We start from the raw sequence: 18629 nt of genomic DNA, 5'->3' as shown, positions 1-18629 counted from the left end.
CTAGTCGTCTGCGCAATCGGCGGCGCCTTACCGCCTTTCCGGCACGCCCGTATCCTTATTCATTTCATTCGGCGCGCTCTCCTCTGTCCGTCTGAAGACACATGCCTGTATCATCAGTTGACATAGCGACCCGATTTTCCGATTGCATCCCAATATTGGCGGCGCAAGTGTACTTTCTGAATTTTTCCGGAGGCTGTTTTCGGCAGCTCATCAACAAACGTAACACCCGTAATGGCTTTGAAATGGGCTAGTTTTTCCCGTGAGAAGGCAATCAGCTCTTCCTCTGTCACATTGTACCCTGGTCGGACGACGACAAACGCACGCGGCGTTTCGCCCCATTTTTCGTGCGGTGCGGCAATGACCGCTACCTCGAGCACAGCAGGATGTTCATAAAGCGCCCCTTCGACTTCAATCGACGAAACATTTTCTCCTCCGCTAATAATAATATCCTTTTTCCGGTCGACGATATCAATATGCCCGTATTCATCGACGGTCGCCATATCGCCGGTATGCAGCCACCCGTCACGGATCGTTGCGACGGTTGCTTCTTCGTTTTTCCAATATCCTTTCATGACGCCATGGCTGCGGACGATCACTTCTCCAATCGTTCGGCCGTCCACCGGCACTTCCTCGCCGTTGTCATTCACCACCTTCACTTCACAGCCGATCATCGGATAGCCGGCTTTTGCCTTGATCCGCTGCTTTTGCTCCACAGGCAGTCCGTCAAGCTGCGGACGAATGAGCGAAATCGTGCTGAGCGGAGATGATTCGGTCATGCCGTACACCTGGATAAACTCCCAGCCGAGCTTTTCCTCAACGCGTGCGATAAACGCCGGCGGCGGTGCGGAACCGGCGCTGACGACTGGGCGGCGAGCCATTCATCGTAAGCGATTTCATCAATCACCGCCTCTGTTTTATGGTGGACAATGATCTCCTCGACCGTTTCAAGCTTGTTTTTGACTGATGCAATCAGCCCGTACAGCTCCTGATCCACAAACAACACTTTCGTTTCGCTATGATTCAAAATAAAAACGTAATCATCCGGTTTCAGCCGCGTATTCAGCGGCACCATCACCCCTCCCACTTCAAACACGCCGTAAAACCCTTCGAGCATCTCGAGCGTGTTGGGCGCCAAGTACGCCACGCGGTCGCCTTTGCGAACGCCAAGCCCCCGCAGCCCGTTGGCAAGCCTCGACACTCGTTCGCCAAGCTGCCTGTATGTCACCGTCCGTCCGGAACAAATCATCGCCGGCTTGTCCCCGTACAAAGCGACAGCGCGGTCTAAAAAATGGGTCAGAACAAGCGGTACGTTCATTCTCCCATCCCCCCAAGCTTATATTTTAGAAAATTCATAATTATATTATAGATGAAGATGGACAAAAGAAAAAGACGGTCTTTTTGGTCATTCGGCCGTCTAATTGTTCCCTTTCGCTCCAGCGTCGAACACATCCGGGTCCACTGTATTGGTGACGCTGCAAAACGTATTCGTCTGCAAAAAGTCGCCCGTATTGCCGCCGCCGGCGCCTGAATTCGTCTTTGAGGTGCTTTTGGGAGCGATTTGCAGCACGTCGCCCATGTTCACCGTGCCGTTGCCGCCTACACTCGTCACTTTAATCCCGCCGATGACGATCGCTGGCATCGGTTGTCCCTTCCTTTCCATTCCTTCTCATTAGCATATGCTGACAACTTAACTGCCGATTGGACATCCGCCCCTCGTTGAACCAGTTACGTGTTTTTTTCATACAATATGCTATAACAATGGGAACAAAAGGAGGGGGCGCGAGTGCCTTCGTTTATCAGCGGACCGATTAAAATCACTCATGTGAGCGGAGATGGCACGGTCAATTTTGGCGATGTTTTGCAAATCGCCCCAAAGAGTACGTCCAAATCGCACACCGGCTCTGGGGGAAGCAACAACGGTGATTTCCTGCAAACGAACACATTTGTCAGCTTTACCAACACCGGCGATCCGGATATGATAGACGCGAACAACGCCGCGAACAATTAGGGCGAACGTCAGCCGGCTTGCGCCCATACACTATAGCAGCAACTGCGAAGCTGGGAAAGGAGCATGCCCCATGCCGGCTTTTGTCGGAATCGTGAAACTGAACAGCATCGGAAGCAGCAGCGTGTTCCATATCGGCGACGTGTTTGCGATTTCCCCGCAAAGCGTGACGAAAACGTTCGCTGGCGCCGGTTCGTTTAACACCGGCGACGGGCTTCATATCTATAACTATTACAGCAATACGAATACGAATGACGCCGATGTCGCCGATGAAAATGTCATCGGGAACGTATGAAGGAGGAGAAGGAGGTTGAATGTTTACATCAGCCAAAGCATTTGCATCCATCAATTGCGGATTGGCTCCGTCACCAACTCATCCGTTTTGCAAATCGGCAGCGCCGGCAGCATCCAAGCATTGTCAACGCTTGCCAACACCGGCGGTTTCACTGGCCCGGCTTCGCAAGCGACCGTGCCGCTTGGCACCGCCGCCCAGCCGTCCGCTCCTCTCGTTCCTCTCCATTCGGCCACCCGCTAAATGCAGAGAAAAAAAGTGATGAGGACGACAGGCCGTCCATATATTGAAGTAAGAGGGGAATGTAGAGAGGATGATGGTGCACCATGAGTATATACGACTATTTCGTCCAACTGCGCCGCTATTTATTATGGCAGACAAACAAAGTACGGACGCTCGAACGACGTCTTTCCGTTCTCGAAGCCCGGCTGCGGGAGCTGGAATCGCAGCCGCGCACTACGATCGAGCGGATTGAATACAAATTTGACCAGCTGAAAGTGGAAACGCTCGAAGGAACGCTCAATATCGGCATCGCCCCACCGGGGGCCGGCGGCACCATCGAAGATTTCGCTGTCGAACCGGTGAAAACCGTCGTCCCAAAGCCGGAGCCGGTGTTGATGCGCCCGATTCAGGAAAAAGTAGCCGCCTACTTAAACAGTGAGGCGGCAGAAACATTGAAGCGGCTTGAGCAGCAATACAACCGCCGCCTTGATGATACGTACCGGCAGTTTATTTTGCAAGATATCGCCCGACAGACGGATGAACGCATCCGCTTTTATTTGCAAGAGAAAGCAAACCAAGGCTATGTTCCCGCGGGCGATCGCGATGAAACGGTCGAAAACGAGATCTTCCAAAAAGTGAAAGCGGATATTGAACAATCGCTCGACGCGTTTTTGAAACACTTGCCTTCAGGGGAGGAATCAACGTGAATTATACCGTCATTAACCGCGATGTGCATGTCGGGGACATCCGCTTGACAGCCGTCGCCAGCGCCTCGCTGTTTTTAATCGGCGATGCTGATGCGATTCACTTGTCATCAGCGTTTGACACACCGCCCGAATCACTTATCATCGGCCCGTTCGTCCCGCTCGTGCCGGCTCGGGGTGGGGCATCGTGAAACGGACATCGATCGTTCAGGCGCTCCATGCCGAAACGTTGATTATTAGCTCTGTGCTGCAAATCGGCGACTCTGAACGGATTTCCGCCCGCACACGCGCTTTAGCCGTGCAGCGGCAATACGAGCTGTTTTTCGAGCCAGAAGGGGAACAAACATTCCCGATTTTTACCAAACCGATTCCACGCTGGTCTTCCCCGCCGCCGGTTGCATCACAACAGACGCTCCACGAATCCCCGGTCATTTCCGTCCGGTCGATCCGCGTGCTAGGGATCTCCTCTTCGGCCGTTGTCCACATCGGCTCAACCTCCATCGCTGAAGGCGAAGCGCGCATCAAACATATCCGCCAGCTGGCCGGCCCGATGCCGTCAGCAGCAGATATATAGAGGCAACGAGGAAGTTTAACATGTCCCCTGACGGAAAAACGGTTTGCCCCTTTTCGACTGTCGAGGGAAAGCCACAGGCTTCTCCGTCACGCCTTGGCGTGACGGAGGACCGAACAACCGCCTGCTTCACAGACCTATATAATGGGTCTGGAAGTGGCGTTGTTCGGTCGCCCGACAGTCGATCAAATACTCGGTAAAAGTTGCAAATGGTAAATCTTCAAATTGCATCTATCCTGAAAATACCCGAACTTCAAAATGTGTAAAGTTGTAAAATTCAACATAGAGGTCTTTTCATCCTTCCGATGGTGACGAAATTTTTTTGTCATGGGAGTCTATATAGAAAGGAAGAGCTGTAATGCCTTCATTCGTCGGTCCGATCAAAATCAACAGCGTCGGCAGCGGCGCGGTCGTGCAAATGGGCGACTGCTTGTATATCGCACCAAAAGTCGCCACGAAAACGCAGGCTGGATCCGGCGGGTTCAACACCGGCGACTTTATCATGACAAACAACGCAATCAGCTTTACAAATGCGTTTGATCCCGATGTATCTGACCAAAACGTGGCCGCCAACAACTAAATGGGGGCAAGGACCGCCCCCTATCCCCCCGTTCCTTCAATCCAGTGGGCCGGACTAACCAGCCGGCGCAGCGGCCGCTGGCAACGCATCCGCCAAGCACTGCTCCCGACAGACGGGTTACATCCATTCAAGCCGGACGCGTGTGCCGGGGCCGGACGGCTCCGCCGGCTCGACAATGAGACGGCGCGGCAGCCGGTTGCGAATCTCTTGGACATGGCTGATGACGCCGACAGCCAGCTGCTGCGTATGCAACTTTTCCAAAGCAGAAACGACCGTATCGAGCAGCTCGGCATCCAATGTGCCAAACCCCTCGTCCAAAAAGAAAAACCGGAGCGGATATTCACCGCGCAACTGAATTTGCGCCGACAGCGCCAGCGCCAACGACAGCGATGTCAAAAACGTTTCCCCGCCGGACAGCGTCGACACCGGCCGCCGCACCCCCCCGTTGGCATCATCGCGAATCAAAAACCCGCCTTGCGAATCGAGCTCAAGCGCATAGCGATGGCGCGTCAACTGCTGCAGCCGCTCAGACGCCATGATGGTCACCTGTTCGAGTTGCTCTTCCGCCATAAATTCGACAAAACTATTGCCGCGAAGCAACGTTTGCAGCTGTTTGTACCGCTCAATTTGGCGGCCGAGAGTTGCCTGCCTCGCCTCCAATTCAACAAAACGGACATGTTTTTTTCTCAGCTCCGCCACTTTTCCGCGCACCGCGCCAAGCTGCTCGGTCATCATCTCAGTGTGCGCTTTCAACTCGTTGTATACTTGCTGCATCATCTCCCATTGTTCAGCGCTCACCGCTTCTTCGCCGATGACAGCCGCCAGCTGGGCGCGTCGGTGCTCAGCCTGCTCTACCTGGCGCCAGTAAAGGCGGATGGCTTCGTCCCATTCATCACATTGCGCTTTTGCCGCCCTCGACATTCGCACTTCTTCAGCATCAGCGAACACAGTGCCGGCCAAGGCGCGGCGCCAGCGAGCGAGCGCTTCTTCCTCGCGGCGGGCCGCTTCCTCGCACGCCTGCTTCGCTGCCTTCGCCTCACTTTCTGTCGCCTGGTATTGCTGTTGAGCGCGCTGCCATTCATCGTACGCCTGCTGTTCGCCGTTTTGCAGCCGTCGCCATTCGGCTTCCGCTTCCCGAAGCTGCACACCTGCCGGGCCAGGTCCGGCCTTCTCGTGCCGTTGCCGCTCATATTCTTTCCACAGCTCCTGTTTGGCGCTCATAAGCGATTCGAGGCGCACCCGCTCCGCCTCAAGCCGGCGACGCTCCTCAGCCGCCTGTTCTTTTGCTCTTTGTTTTTCTTCTAAAAATGGAACGCTGTCTTCAAGCCGTTTTTGTACATCACGCCACATTTTCTCTTGTTCGCGCAGCTGCTCGTAAACCACCGCGATCGTTTCCAGTGAAAAGGAAGGATGCGCCTCGCGCCACTGCCGTTCAAGCTGCTGTTTCTCCTCTTCAAGGCGCTGTTTCTCCGCTTGCAGCGCTTCGATATCCGCTGCCGCCCATCGGCAGGCGTTTTCCGCTTCACGCCGCGCCGCTTCCGCCTCATTCCACTGCGACAACGCCCGGTAAACCGCTTCCTTTCGTTCAATGACATCCTGCCCGAGCGCCCGGACTTCAACGGCCATATCGACGGTTTCGCCTGCCGGGCGGACAGCCGCCTGAACAGGGGGTGTCCCGTGGCTGGCCGCCAGCGCGGCAAGCTGCTCAAGCTGCGCCTTGAATGAGAACAGTGTCTGCAAATCTTGTTCGCAACGCTGCCGCTCTTGCTCGAGCTCAGACAACCGACCAGAGGCTACCGTCTGCGGCCTGGCGGACGGATGCGGGTGCTCACGCGAGCCGCACACCGGGCACGGTTCACCGGGACGGAGCCGCTCAGCCAGAACCGCTGCCAGTTCGGCCGTCTGCGCCTCTTCGATCCGTTGCTGCTCCGCCTCGATCTGTCGCCGCAAAACATGCAACCGCTTTTCGATATCTTGTTGCCGGCTGCAGACGGAATGGTGCGTTTGTTCAACAAGCTGAAACAGTTGATGAAGGCGGGCGCCGGCAGCGGCGGCGCGGCGCTCCCGCTCAGCCCGCTCTCGTTCGGCTTGGCGCCAGGCAGCTTCCTTTTGCTGGAGCTGCACATCGACGCGGGCGAGAGCGGACACCGTTTGCTCAATGCGCCGCTTCTCTTCGCAGGCGCGCTCTATTTCGTCTTTGTCAGCGAGCGCAGCGGCATGCCGCTGCAACTCTTCTTTCAGCTCCTGTTGGCGCGCCAAGCCGCGCGCGTACCAGGCCTCCGCTTCCTCGAACTGACGCTGCACCGCTTTTTCCCGGTCCGCCAAGCGGTTCCACTCCTCATGGAGGGCGGCGAGCTCCGCCTTGAGTGTTTCCATTTGCCGTTCGAGCTGCTCCGCCTGCCGCAGCCGCTCCATTTGCGCCAACAGCTCTGGCTCGCGCCGCGCTTTTTCCTGCCGCGCCTGCTCATAGCGGCGCACGGCATCCTCATAGTGGGCTTGGGCCGCCTCTAACTGTCGCAACGCCGCCTCCTGCCGCTGCAGCGCCGCGGCCTGCAGGAGGCGCATCTGTTCGTACTGCTCCCAGTACGGCCAAATGCGCTCCGCCTGCTCGGCCCGCCCTTTTTTCGCTTCAAGCGCCCGCACTTCGGGCTCCCGCCGGCGCAATGCCGATAATTCCGCTTCAACCGCTTCTTTTTCCTGCTGCCACGCCCGAAGCTGCCTCGCCCGTTCGACGTCTGCCTCGATTTTCTCAAGCTCTTTTTTGCGCTTGGCAAACAGCGCCGCAAGCTCCCGCTCTTCGGCTTCTGCCTGCTCAAGCGCCGCTTTCGAAGCATCGCCGAGTCCCGCTTTTTCCGCTTCGATTTTTTGCCATTCCTGCTCCGCGGCGGCGAGCCGCTCTTTTAACTTTTTATTCAACTCGTCACCGTATCGTTCAAGATGGAACAGGCGCTGCAGCATTTGCCGGCGCTCCGCCCCTTTGAGGGATAAAAACTCGGCAAACTTCCCTTGCGGCAAAACGACAGCGCGGGTAAAATCTTCCATAGTCAAACCAAGCAGCTGTACGACCGCCTTGTCTACATCAGAGAGCTTGTCCGCGAGCACGACCGGCTCGGCCTGATGTTCGATCAACCGGCAGACGGCGCTCCGCGTCCGCCATTCATCCGCCCTTTTCAAACTGCGTTCCACCGTGTACCGTTTTGCCCCAGCGGCATTTTCCAATTCGAACGTAAAGGAAACGAACAGTTCCTTTTCAGCGTGGTTGATGATCGCTTGTGTCCGATTGGCCGCCCGTCCGACACTTCCGAACAGCGCGAGCGTGATGGCATCCAAAATCGTCGATTTGCCGCTTCCGGTCGGTCCAAAAATGCCGAATACGCCGCCGTCGCAAAGGGCCGTAAAATCGATCGTTTGTTTTTCACGAAAGCTATGAAGCCCGGCGATCGTCAAGGAAATTGGCTTCATTCCTCTTCTCCTTCCCCTTCCTTCTCATCGGCCGCCAATTCCAAAAAAAGGCGCACGAGCTCTTCATCCGGTGTTTGTCCGCCGGTTTGACGTTCGTAAAAACGCCGGAACATTTCCACAAGGGAAAGCGGTTTGCGGTCTGTTTCAGCCGCCGCCTCCCGCTCCCGTTCCGGAAACACCGGGCGGATATGGATAAACCCTTGATGAAGCTTGCGCAGCCGTTGAATCTCTTCCATTGTCAACGGCTCGTTTACATGGACCTCTAAATCGATCCAGCACGACCGGTCTCTTCCTTCCTCGCACCAACGATACACTTGGGCAAGTCCGTCCGTCGCCTTCCAACGGACAAGCGGTTTGCCGGAAACAAGCGGAATCTCCGTCACGTTGGCCTTTCCGCCCGGATGGACGTCGACAACCGTCACCGACTTGGTGTGCCCAGCTTCGGAAAAGCTGTAAGCAAGCGGTGAACCGGCGTAGCGCGCCGCCGTCTCCGCCCGTCTGACGTCCTGCGGGCGGTGCAAATGACCGAGCGCCACGTATTGCGCCGCCCCGGGCAAACTGGCAGCCGCCACCGTATAGGCGCCGCCCACCTCAATCGGCCGCTCGGAATCGGACGTATGGCCGCCAGCCACGTATAGATGGCTCATCGCAACATTGACAGTTTCATCGGCAAATGAGGCGGCCATCGCAGCGAACAACGCCCGGATGCGGTCGTCGTACCGATCGCGAAGCGCGGTTTCCTTATGGTCGGATGACAATAGCTCAGCGAGCCGCGATTCAGACGGGTACGCCAACGGCGCAAGCATCATCGCCTCGCCGCACGACGGAACGTCAATTCGGCAAACTTCCGCCTGTGGGCGGCCAAAAAGGAAAATGTTGTAGTCGGAAAGCAGCGGCCGGGCGGCGCTGATGCGGTCCGGATGGTCATGGTTGCCGCTGATGACCGCAACCGGACGCCGGCCTTTATCGGACAGTCGGGCCAAACTCTCGTAAAACAGCTGCTCCGCCGCCGCCGGCGGATTGACGGAATCGAACACATCGCCAGCCATCAAGACGACATCGATTTGTTCTTTTGCTACAATCTCGACAAGTTCGTCGATAAACGCCTCTTGCTCCGCCAACCGGCTTCGGCCTTCAAGCGTCCGCCCGAGATGCCAGTCTGCCGTATGCAAAATGCGCATCGTCTTTCCCCCTCCGCGTCATTCCACCGCGATAATGTATTGGCCGTCAAACGAATACAAATAGCACTCCGCTACCGGCACGCGCCAAATTTGCTCAATCGCTTGCCGATACAGGCGCATTTGCGTTCCGTAGCGGCCGAGCAAAAAGCGGGCGGCCTCCTCTTTCTGGCCGGCAAAACGGCCGGTCACCTCATCCGTTTTATAGTCGATCATCACATAACCGCGCTCATCCGCAAACACACAGTCAATCACCCCTTGGACAAGCACCCGGCGGTCGTCTTCCATCCCGTCATGCCCGTAAAGATGGGAAGCCGGAAGCCCTAGACTGAATGGCACTTCCCGGTGCACCTCGCGGGCGGCGCAAAGGCGGCGGCCGATATCCGTAGCGAAAAAGGCGGCGATCGCGGCCGCATCGACCGCTTCGGCTTGCTCGGCCGACAACAGCTCTTTTTCGATGAGCCGACCCATTTGCTCACGGATGGACGCTTCACTGACCGGCGCACGCAAGTCGAGATGGCGCATGACGATATGAAGCGCGGTTCCTTTTTCCGCCGGCGTCAACGTTTTTTCCTGCATAAAGCGCGGCCGCGAGAAAATCGGCGCTGTTCCTTGGCGCAGCGGCCATTCACTCGCCAGCTCGCCAAACAGCACCCGTTGCTCTTTCAGCTCCGACACCGACTGTTTGGCGCGCACAATCGTCCCTTTTTCATAGCGATACCGCCATAACAAACGCCGCTCTGCTTCCTCTTTCCAGCCGCCGCCAGCCGGAACAGGGCGGCCATGTTCAAGCGCAGCGAGCATGCTCTCGTCCGCCTGGCCGGCAGCCGCCTCGCCGCTGCGCAGCTCGGCCGCGGGCACAATGGCAATACGCCATACGGACGGATGGGAGGCGATTTCATCCGGCGCCTTCTCTCCCGCTAAAATGCGCCCGTCGCGGTGGCGAATGAGCGCCCGGCCGATCCAGTCTAAATAGGAACGGGCCGATGCCCGCACATCGTCGGGAAGCAGCCATTCGCGTTCTCCCGCAACGCCTTTCCATTTTTCGATCTCCTTATCGGCATCGTTGACCGCGGCGATCAAATAAAGCTTCTCTTTCGCTCTTGTCAGCGCAACGTACAAAATGCGCATTTCCTCGGCGAGCAGCTCGAGCCGCTTTTTCACTTGGATCGCCAGCAATGGCAGCGTTGGATAGCTGATGCGCAGCTGTGGGTGGACAAAACGGGCGCCAAAGCCGAGCTCTTTATCCAGCAAGTACGGATGATGCAAATCCCGCGTATAAAACGGGCGGGCGAGTCCGGCCAGAAAGACGACCGGAAACTCGAGCCCTTTGCTGCTATGGATCGTCATCACCCGCACGACATCTTCCTGCTCACCAAGCGGCCGGGCTGCTCCTAAATCATCGCCGCGCTCCTGCAGCCGCTCAATAAAGCGGAGAAAGCGGAACAGCCCGCGAAAGGCCGTCGATTCGTATTGGCGAGCGCGATCATACAAGGCGCGCAAATTGGCCTGCCGTTGCTTTCCACCCGGCAGCGCGCCGACAAAATCGTAAAATTGTGTATCGCGATACAGCTGCCAGATGAGGTCGGCCAACGAGCGGCGGCGGGCCATCGTTCGCCAGCGCCCGAGCTGCTCCAAAAACGCGGCCGCTTTTTTCTTGGCTGCCTCCTCCTCATCCGTTTCCGCCGGCTTTTGCCGGAACAACTGAAGCGCCTCATAAAACGTTCCTTTTGGATCAGCGAGGCGGATCATGGCCAGCTCGTTTTCATCAAAGCGAAACAGCGGCGAACGGAGCACAGCGGCGAGCGGAATGTCTTGGTGCGGGTTGTCAATGACTTTCAGAAGCGACAGCATCACCGAAACTTCCGTCGCCTGAAAGTAGCCGGACGATAAATCGGCAGCCGCCGGAATGCCGTGCGCCTGCAGCTGCTCGATCATTTGCGGGGCGTTCGTCATCGAACGGACGAGCACAACGATGTCTCGGTACATGGCACGCCGCGGTTGCCCGCTTGAGCGGTCATGCACATAAAATGGCCGCGACACGATTTCTTTGATTTTCTCGGCCATTAGGCGCGCCTCCAGCTCGGAGCCCTCAAGCTCCGCTGCCTCTTCGTCCTCTTCTTCCGCCGCGCGCTGCCGGTTGATGATCATCACTTCCGGAACAGTATCCGCCCCATCCGGATAATCGGCGCCATACTTAAGCTGGGCTGCTTCATCGTACGCCATCTCCCCAACGGTTTCCCCCATGATTTGTGCAAAAAGGAAGTTCGTGCCGTCCAGCACCTCGGCGCGGCTGCGGAAATTGCGCGCCAAATCAATTCTCATTCCCCCTGCGGCCCCATCAGCGGCAAACCGTTTGTATTTGTCCAAAAACAGCATCGGCTCGGCGAGGCGAAAACGATAAATCGACTGCTTGACATCGCCGACCATAAATAAGTTGCCAGTCCGCTCGCTTCCTTTTTTGACGAGCTGCAAAATCGCTTCTTGCACAAGGTTCGTATCTTGATACTCATCGACAAGCACTTCATCAAACTGCGCTTGGTACTCCAAAGCGGCCGCCGATGGCTGCCATTCGCCCGTTTTCGGGTCGCGCTGCCGCAAAACATGCAGACAATAATGTTCCAAATCAGAAAAGTCGACGATCCCTTTTTCACGTTTCACGGCTTGAAACCTATCGGAAAAACGGCGGACAAGCGCAACGATCGTCTCAACCGCCGGCTTCATCTCCCGCATATGGCGGATCCAGACAGACGGGGGCAGCGAAAATATGTTGTCGCGCAGCGCTTCCAGTTTCTTCTTCGCCTGGTCGCGAAGCGATTTCGCCTCATCGACGAGCCACTTATCATAGCCATCGCCGCGACAGCCCGGAAGCCGGCCGAACGCCAGCGACTGCAAAGCACGATACAGTCCTTCCCACGATTGCGACCGCCATCTTTCAAGTTCAGCGACAACGGCGGCATCCTCGCGCAGCCGTTTCTCATACGGCCGCGGCCCGCCCGGTTCCTGCGCAAGACGCAACGCCCTTTCGATGAGCCGTTTGGCCGCTGCCAGCTCCATCGCCGCATGTTGGTTGATATAGCGCGATGGCAAAAGCGACTCGGGCGGCGTCTGTTCATCGACCTCATACATGGATACAAGGCCTTTCAGCCATTCATCGGGCGCGGGGTGGGAGCGGGAGAAGTCATGCAACGCGAAAATCATGTCTTGCAGCTCGGCATCGCTCCGGTCTCCGGTGTAAGCATCAATGACGGCAAAAAAGCGCTCGTTATCCGCCTTTCCATATTCCTCCTCAAGCAGCTCCTCAAGGACGTCCTCTTTCAGCAGTTCGATTTCTGTCTCATCAGCGATGCGAAACGACGGATCCAGATCGAGCAAATAATAATATTTGCGGATGACATCTAAGCAAAACGAATGGAGCGTCGAAATCGAGGCGCGGTTGAGCAGGCTGAGCTGGCGCCGCAAATGGAGCGAATGCGGCCGCTTGGCGAGTTCGCGCTCGAGCGCCTCGCCGATCCTTGCTTTCATCTCAGCCGCCGCAGCGTTCGTAAACGTGACGACAAGAAGGCGGTCAATATCGGTCGCCCCGTCTTCCGCCGTTACTTTTTGGATGATTCGCTCAACAAGAACGGCCGTTTTTCCAGACCCGGCCGCCGCAGCGACGAGAACGTCCCGGCCGCCGGCCACGATGGCTTTCCACTGTTCATCCGTCCACCGGCTTCCGGCCGACTTCGGGCGAAACGCAACGCTCAAGACTCTCCCCTCCCTTTCGTTATATTCTTCATCACGTCTTCCCCCGTCTGTGGGGCAAGCTTTCGGAATTCGTTGCCGGACAGCGCCTCGTCAAATTGGCATATGGACTTAAAGGCGCAAAAGTCGCACGCTGTTTTGCTTTTCAGCTTGTACGGGGCAATCGATACAATGCCGTCAGCGATTTGTCCGCCAATATCGGCAAACAGACGGCGGACGTGCTGGCGAAGCGCATCAAAATCAGAAGCGCTCGCGACCGAAGACTGAGAATGAATCGCTCCGCTGCTCGTCAGCCTAACCGGCACAATCAGCGACCGCTGCCCTTTTTCCAATTGACTGTCCATCAGCCGGATTGCCTCCACATCGGCAAGCAGCAGACCGCGCATCCGAAACGGCTCAAGAAGTTGTTTCGCCATCTCCGCTTCATCGTCAAGCCACTGCTTCGCCTTCACAATCGGATTATGGACATGGAAATAGAGCACCCCGGCCGGCAGCGCCGGCTGTTTGACAAGTTGCTCAGCATACGTGAGCACAATGTCCAAATAGGTAAGCATTTGCAACGCCAAACCGTAATACACTTCCGTCAAATCAAGCGTTTTGGCGCTCGATTTGTAATCGATGATGCGAAGAAATACTCCTTCGCTGCTTTCTGCCTTGTCAACGCGGTCGATTCGCCCGACAAGCTCCATAACCGTCCCGTCGCGCAGTTGAAAGCGAAGCGGCGGCAAGTCGCCGCCCGGTCCAAACGCCAGCTCGAGCCCGATCGGAACAAAGCCGCTCGCCCGCGCATGCTCGCTCAACACGTGGGTCGTGCGGGCGACAACGTGTTTTAATTTCCGTTTCATATATTCATAGCGAGACGAACTGGACAGCACTTGCTGTTGAATGAGGGGGGCAAGCCGTTCGACCGCTTCATCCGACAGACGCTCGCAATCCGGTTGGGACAGTTCGCCCCAATCAACGTGCTGTTCGCGCAGCCGGTCGGCGATTTGTTTAATGGCCGCATGGAACAACTGGCCGACATCCGGCGCCTCGAGGCGGAAAATGCTTCGCTCCTTCAAGCGCAGCCCGTGTGAAATAAAATGGGCGTACGGGCATTTTTGAAACTGCTCCATGCGCGAGACGCTCGCCTGAATTTTTTTTCCGTACAACCGCCGGCTCCATTGTTTTTTCAACGGCGCGGCTTTGTTTGTATAAAACAGCGCCGACACCGCCTTTTGCACCCTCTCGTTCCATTCCGGGCGGGCGATGAACACGTTGTACACATCCCACCAAAGCGGATCGATGCCATAGTTTCGCTTCCATGCGCGCAGCTGGCTGACCAAATACGTTTGTGTCGCCTGCGGCGCTGTCACAAACGCCTCCGCCTTCTCTTCCGGGGCATCGAACGGATCGTTGCCGCACAAGCGCACCTTCACCTTCGGGAACAGCTCCGACAATTGTTTAATCAGCGGCGATGGCATGAGCGCTTTCCCTTCGCCATCGGCCAGCGGGTATGTAACATACAGCCGTTCGCTTGGACAGGCAAGCGCCAGGTAGATAAAAAACGGGTCGTAAAACAGCTGTTCCCGGCTCCCCGGCGCAAGCGCCACACCGAGTTCGCGCAGCTGCTCCCGTTCGATTTCCGCCATAAGCCCATCCTCTTTCGCCCTGGCCGGAATGACGCCATCGTTGGCGCCAATGACAAACGCATACTTCACGCCGATGAGGCGCGAACGGTCGAGCTGGGCGACGATCACTTGATCGATGGCCGGCGGCACAAGGGAGAACTCAAGCCGGTCAAGCCCGGCCTCGATAATTTTAGCAAATTCGGCTAACGACAACGGTTCCGCTCCGAGCATTTCAACGTATTGGTCAAGCAAATCGATGACCGCGTTCCACACCTGCTCATGCTGGCGCGCTTCCACGAGGCGGCCTTCCGCTTCCGCCTGCGCGCTCATTTGTTCCAGCTTTTTCGGAATCTGCAATTCTTCTAACAAGAGATATAGCGCCGTGCAATACCCGCGCCCGTCCTTAGCCCGGCGCAAACGGCGCTCAAGGCGGCGGAGCGGGGCGGCCAGCGTCTCCCGCCATTCGTTCAACTTGTCCTCAAATTGCCGTTCTTCATCCGTCTGCGGCACATTCAACCCGTCAAGCGCCCGGTAGCGCCGATACGGCCAGCGCTCGCCGCTCGTCCATTTGTCCCCCTTCACCCCATAAGCAAGAACATAGTTTTCGAGTTTGTCGGCTGCCTCGCGCCACATGACCAAGTCACCGTCCAACGGAAAGAGCAAATCCGTCTTCACAGCGCGAAACACCGCCTCATACCGCCAGTTTGTGGAAATTGTTTCCAAAGCAGCGCGCACAAGTTCAATGAGCGGATGATGGTGCATCGGCTCTTTTTCATCCATAAAATACGGGATGCCAAAATCAAAAAACACCGTCTTCACAAGGTCGCGGTACGCCTCCGTTTGGCGGATGACGAGTGCGATGTCGCGATAGCGCGCCCCTTCGTCGCGGACAAGGCGGATGATTTCCCGGGCGACCGCTTCCAGTTCTGCGCGGCGGTTGGCCGCCTCATAAAGGCAGACCGCACCGTCTTCCGCTTCGTAAGGCGGCAGCGGGCGGCGATGAAACTGCGCCTCGAGATGGGCGAGCGCCCCGCTTTGATGACGTCGGTTTTCCGCGAGCACGACCGGCTCTTCAAGCAAAACATCGTTGGCCAAGGCAAGCTCGCGCAACTGGCGGTACGTCTGCGCCGGCAGATAAAACAAGTCGAGCTCGTCCGGCATCTCACCATCATACGGACGGTCGACCGTCAGGCAAACGGTGACCCGCCGGCAATGACGAAGAAGCTGCTCAATCACTATGTATTCTTGCGGGGCAAAATGATGGAATCCGTCGATATAAACATCGGCATCACGCAAATAGCAGGAGCGGGGGATTTGTTCGGCGAGCAGGCGCAAATAATCTTCCGAATCGAGGTAATGGCCGCTTAAGCTCCGCTCGAGCTCTGCATAAACGAGCGCGACATCGCTGAGCTTATCGGCCAGCAGGCGCCGTCCCGGCCGGCTCGGCCCGCTTTCCAGCTCCTCGACACGGCGGCGAAGCTCGTCCGGCGTTAAGCAATACCGCTTGCATTCGGCGATCATCTCATGCAGCTGCTCGACAAAACCGCTTTTGTCCGCCGCGCGGCCAAACAGTTTAAGCTCCTGTTTCCGCTGTTCAATAATTTTGCGAATCATCATTTGCACGCCGACATCGTGGACGTGGTAGCGGTTCATGCCTCCCGTCTCCTGCAAGACGCGCCAGGCGAGGCGGGGGAAGCTGAACACTTGGGCGCGGATCATTCCTCCTGCTCCCTCGGTATGGATTAAGGCGTATTCACATTGAAACGTCATCTGCTCCGGAACGAGGTAAACAATCGTCTTTCCTCTCGGATCTTCCTGCAGCTTGCGGCGGATTTCCGCAAGACACATAGCCGTCTTCCCGCTTCCCGATCGTCCAAGCAAAAAGCGAAGCGACACGGCGATCACCACCATTCGTTTCCTTTATCTTTTCTATTTTAGCACATATGTTCGTATTTGGTAAAGAAAAACTGCCTTCCTTGAAAGCAACCGCTCCCTTAGGCAAAACCGTCGCCGCACCTCGATGCGCCATTTTCTCAAAAATGGAAAGCAATCTCCCGAAACGGCCAATAGCGGAGGTCTACCTTGCCGACCACTTGGCTGATTTTGACGAAGCCGAAATGGCGGCTGTCCCAACTGCTGAGCCGATTGTCGCCAAGGACAAAAATGCAGCCAGCCGGCACCCGCTTTTCTCCCGTCACCTCTTCAAGGGTAAAACCGCCTGTCAGCTTCCCGCTAAGGAGTTGCTGCTTATACGGCCGCAAATACGGTTCATCGACCTGTCGACCGTTAATATACAGCACATCGTTTTTGTACTCGATCCGATCCCCCGGCAACCCGATGACCCGTTTCACGTAATCTTCCTTTTGATTGGCGTGAAACACGACGACATCAAACCGATGAATCGGGGCAATTTCATAACGGATCTTATTGACGATCAGCAAATTGCCGCTTTGCAGCGTCGGCATCATTGACTTTCCTTCCACCATATAATTGCTGAAAACGAAAAAACGGAGCATGGCGACAAACCCGACAGCGGCGAGCCATGGCCAGCGGCGTCCCCGCTTCTTTCCTTGTTTCCGTTTGGTCACTCCCTGTCCTCCTCGCTGCGTTGTTTTTCCGTCAACGAAAATCTTGCCTCTACTCGTTTTCCCGCATACCAAAGCAGCAGCACAACAACAGCGATCGCCGCCGTACGCAACGGCTGGCGGACAAGCGCCACCAAGTCATACCCGATAAAGCTGATCGTAAAAATCATGATCATCTTTCCAAGCAAGACCGCTAATACAAACTGCTGGCGGCTGATGCGTGACAGACCGGCAACGATATTGACAAGCGCCGACGGGGTGAAAGGAAAGCAATACAGCAAAAACAGCGGCCCGAATCCGTGCCGTTCAATCCAGTGCATAAACTGGCGCACTTTTGGATGGCGGCGGACAAAATGAAAGAAACGCTGCTGGCCGATCTTCCGCGTCAGCCAAAAGACGATGAGCGAGCCGAGCGAAGCGCCAATCCAAGAAATGAAAAACCCTTTCCACAACCCGAATGCCGCTGCGTTCGCCATCACAAACACAACCATCGGCAAAATCGGAAAAAACGACTCGAGCAGCGTCGCCGCAATGCCGGGAAATATGCCGAAGGAACGGTAATGGTCGAGTAAGGAAAGCACGTGGTCGAGCGTGAGCCATTGTTTCAAATTTTCCATATTCATCTTTCTTTCTCCATTCAAATGCCGTTTATATTTTTATTTTACACGCTCGGCCGCGCAATTTGAACTTTTGCTTGTGAAAACCCATTTTTTATCATGGCGGTTATTCCGTCACATGCTTTTCTTGCTGCATGCGATATATGTATTGCAGTTTGCGCTCTCTCGCCTCCATTCGCTCCGACAGTTTCGTCCGCAGCTGGGCTGTTCGGTGCAATTGGTTGATGAAAGATTTGCAGGACACATCGAGGACAACGCTTTTCCCGTTGCGGAAGTATACAACCGTCCGCTCATATTTCGCAGGCTCATACCGATAGACATGCATATGCGACAGCCAAACACAGCAGGAATCTTTCGGGGAAGCGGTGGGAAAGAAGTAAATTTCGTTGGACGGTTCAATGGCGATCGGCGCTTTGTGGGTGATGCCGATCACGGCCTTTGTTCCCTCTTTTCTGCCTTGAAAGCTGCAGCCATAATAATCGCAGCTATGTCTAATAATGTCGAGGGGCGTTTGTTTGACAATGTACTCGCCATCTTCCTCGACGACCTTTGCATACAGGTCATTGTTCAACAAATAAGGGAGAATCGCCATCGTATAACGGCTCACGACGAAATGGTTTAGGATGATAAATTCATTTACTTTCATCGTCTCATCTCCTCTCAACGAACTCACCACTCCTATCATACCACCAATAGTTATATTTTTCTATATTTTTAAAAAAGCCAGCGTTTTTTTGCGCAAAAAATCCCATGACGATCGTCATGGGCATTGTCAGGAGTTTTCAAACGTCTGGCCGATTTCTTTCATTGCTAAATACTCGTTCGCTTGCTCGAGCGCCGTATGTTCGCCGACCGAATCGCCTGCATACGTTTCCTCGTTCATCCACGATTGTTCAAAATGGAGATCGGTGCTGACGCGGAATTCGGCAGGGATTAGCTCCGGCAGACTATCTTTTTTCTTTTCCATTTCATCGCCTCCCTCCGTCTATAGAGTGCGCCAGCTTTTTCCTTTTATACGCAAAAAAGCCCGGTCAAACCGGGCTTCCGTCGATATAC

The 18629-nt window shown here is 56.0% G+C and carries 16 protein-coding genes and 1 pseudogene; 7 read left to right on the top strand and 10 right to left on the bottom strand.

Annotated elements, in window-relative coordinates; translation table 11 throughout:
• Positions 1–113 precede the first annotated feature (113 nt).
• Positions 114–1315 (bottom strand): annotated as a pseudogene (locus tag NSQ51_RS03455) (AMP-binding protein).
• Positions 1316–1414: 99 nt separating this feature from the next.
• Positions 1415–1639, bottom strand: coding sequence for a spore germination protein (locus NSQ51_RS03450; protein WP_033013815.1), 225 nt, complete (start codon positions 1637–1639; stop codon positions 1415–1417).
• Positions 1640–1783: 144 nt separating this feature from the next.
• On the opposite strand from NSQ51_RS03450, the gene NSQ51_RS03445 reads away from it, so the two are divergent.
• The 7 genes from NSQ51_RS03445 (at position 1784) to NSQ51_RS03415 (ending at position 4374) form a co-directional block, all read left to right on the top strand.
• The gene (locus tag NSQ51_RS03445) at positions 1784–2008 is read left to right on the top strand and encodes a spore germination protein (RefSeq protein ID WP_033011656.1); all 225 of its coding nucleotides are present in this window, start codon (positions 1784–1786) and stop codon (positions 2006–2008) included.
• Between the two features lie 70 nt (positions 2009–2078).
• Positions 2079–2300 carry a spore germination protein gene (locus tag NSQ51_RS03440; RefSeq protein WP_033013816.1) on the top strand — a complete coding sequence of 74 codons (222 nt, stop codon included), beginning with the start codon at positions 2079–2081 and terminating at the stop codon, positions 2298–2300.
• Between the two features lie 15 nt (positions 2301–2315).
• Positions 2316–2540 (top strand): spore germination protein GerPB, encoded by a 225-nt coding sequence (locus tag NSQ51_RS03435; RefSeq protein ID WP_033011652.1) that lies wholly within the window; start codon positions 2316–2318, stop codon positions 2538–2540.
• Positions 2541–2623: 83 nt separating this feature from the next.
• Positions 2624–3226 carry a spore germination protein GerPC gene (locus tag NSQ51_RS03430; RefSeq protein ID WP_033011650.1) on the top strand — a complete coding sequence of 201 codons (603 nt, stop codon included), beginning with the start codon at positions 2624–2626 and terminating at the stop codon, positions 3224–3226.
• The gene (locus NSQ51_RS03425; protein ID WP_033013817.1) at positions 3223–3414 is read left to right on the top strand and encodes a hypothetical protein; all 192 of its coding nucleotides are present in this window, start codon (positions 3223–3225) and stop codon (positions 3412–3414) included. Before NSQ51_RS03430 ends, NSQ51_RS03425 begins: the two co-directional genes overlap by 4 nt.
• Positions 3411–3797 carry a spore germination protein GerPE gene (locus tag NSQ51_RS03420; RefSeq protein WP_033013818.1) on the top strand — a complete coding sequence of 129 codons (387 nt, stop codon included), beginning with the start codon at positions 3411–3413 and terminating at the stop codon, positions 3795–3797. Before NSQ51_RS03425 ends, NSQ51_RS03420 begins: the two co-directional genes overlap by 4 nt.
• A 355-nt stretch (positions 3798–4152) precedes the next feature.
• Complete coding sequence (locus NSQ51_RS03415; protein ID WP_033011644.1) at positions 4153–4374, top strand: spore germination protein; 222 nt, start codon at positions 4153–4155, stop codon at positions 4372–4374.
• A 117-nt stretch (positions 4375–4491) separates the two neighbouring features.
• Here NSQ51_RS03415 and NSQ51_RS03410 read toward each other — a convergent pair whose 3' ends face one another.
• The 8 genes from NSQ51_RS03410 to NSQ51_RS03375 all read right to left on the bottom strand — a co-directional run bounded on the left by NSQ51_RS03410 (position 4492) and on the right by NSQ51_RS03375 (position 18540).
• The gene (locus NSQ51_RS03410) at positions 4492–7836 is read right to left on the bottom strand and encodes an SMC family ATPase (RefSeq protein WP_049624232.1); all 3345 of its coding nucleotides are present in this window, start codon (positions 7834–7836) and stop codon (positions 4492–4494) included.
• Positions 7833–9017, bottom strand: a complete 1185-nt coding sequence (locus tag NSQ51_RS03405) for an exonuclease SbcCD subunit D (RefSeq protein ID WP_049624231.1) — start codon at positions 9015–9017, stop codon at positions 7833–7835. The genes NSQ51_RS03410 and NSQ51_RS03405 overlap by 4 nt, the downstream gene beginning before the upstream one ends.
• Positions 9018–9035: 18 nt before the next feature.
• Positions 9036–12764, bottom strand: coding sequence for a helicase-exonuclease AddAB subunit AddA (gene addA / locus NSQ51_RS03400; protein WP_061567349.1), 3729 nt, complete (start codon positions 12762–12764; stop codon positions 9036–9038).
• Complete coding sequence (gene addB / locus NSQ51_RS03395; protein WP_290125551.1) at positions 12761–16267, bottom strand: helicase-exonuclease AddAB subunit AddB; 3507 nt, start codon at positions 16265–16267, stop codon at positions 12761–12763. Before addB ends, addA begins: the two co-directional genes overlap by 4 nt.
• A gap of 137 nt (positions 16268–16404) precedes the next feature.
• Complete coding sequence (gene lepB, locus NSQ51_RS03390; protein WP_033013823.1) at positions 16405–16959, bottom strand: signal peptidase I; 555 nt, start codon at positions 16957–16959, stop codon at positions 16405–16407.
• Positions 16956–17579 (bottom strand): TVP38/TMEM64 family protein, encoded by a 624-nt coding sequence (locus tag NSQ51_RS03385; RefSeq protein ID WP_033013824.1) that lies wholly within the window; start codon positions 17577–17579, stop codon positions 16956–16958. The genes lepB and NSQ51_RS03385 overlap by 4 nt, the downstream gene beginning before the upstream one ends.
• A 100-nt stretch (positions 17580–17679) precedes the next feature.
• On the bottom strand, positions 17680–18219 hold the full coding sequence (locus tag NSQ51_RS03380) for a competence protein ComK (protein ID WP_033011628.1): 540 nt from the start codon (positions 18217–18219) through the stop codon (positions 17680–17682).
• A 126-nt stretch (positions 18220–18345) separates the two neighbouring features.
• Positions 18346–18540 carry a hypothetical protein gene (locus NSQ51_RS03375; RefSeq protein WP_033011626.1) on the bottom strand — a complete coding sequence of 65 codons (195 nt, stop codon included), beginning with the start codon at positions 18538–18540 and terminating at the stop codon, positions 18346–18348.
• Between the last annotated feature and the right edge of the window lie 89 nt (positions 18541–18629).

Source organism: Geobacillus sp. FSL K6-0789 (assembly GCF_038593135.1).
GTDB classification, from domain to species: Bacteria; Bacillota; Bacilli; order Bacillales; family Anoxybacillaceae; genus Geobacillus; species Geobacillus stearothermophilus.
The sequence above is the reverse complement of the archived record's forward strand: the minus strand, read 5'-3'. Positions and strand labels throughout refer to the sequence as shown.

Excerpts from the sequence above, each read along its gene's own strand:
- NSQ51_RS03375 (WP_033011626.1), bottom strand. The coding sequence starts at position 18,540 with ATGGAAAAGAAAAAAGATAGTCTGCCGGAGCTAATCCCTGCCGAATTC.
- NSQ51_RS03415 (WP_033011644.1), top strand. The coding sequence starts at position 4,153 with ATGCCTTCATTCGTCGGTCCGATCAAAATCAACAGCGTCGGCAGCGGC.
- NSQ51_RS03430 (WP_033011650.1), top strand. The coding sequence starts at position 2,624 with ATGAGTATATACGACTATTTCGTCCAACTGCGCCGCTATTTATTATGG.
- NSQ51_RS03385 (WP_033013824.1), bottom strand. The coding sequence starts at position 17,579 with ATGAATATGGAAAATTTGAAACAATGGCTCACGCTCGACCACGTGCTT.
- NSQ51_RS03410 (WP_049624232.1), bottom strand. The coding sequence starts at position 7,836 with ATGAAGCCAATTTCCTTGACGATCGCCGGGCTTCATAGCTTTCGTGAA.
- NSQ51_RS03450 (WP_033013815.1), bottom strand. The coding sequence starts at position 1,639 with ATGCCAGCGATCGTCATCGGCGGGATTAAAGTGACGAGTGTAGGCGGC.
- NSQ51_RS03405 (WP_049624231.1), bottom strand. The coding sequence starts at position 9,017 with ATGCGCATTTTGCATACGGCAGACTGGCATCTCGGGCGGACGCTTGAA.
- NSQ51_RS03380 (WP_033011628.1), bottom strand. The coding sequence starts at position 18,219 with ATGAAAGTAAATGAATTTATCATCCTAAACCATTTCGTCGTGAGCCGT.
- NSQ51_RS03440 (WP_033013816.1), top strand. The coding sequence starts at position 2,079 with ATGCCGGCTTTTGTCGGAATCGTGAAACTGAACAGCATCGGAAGCAGC.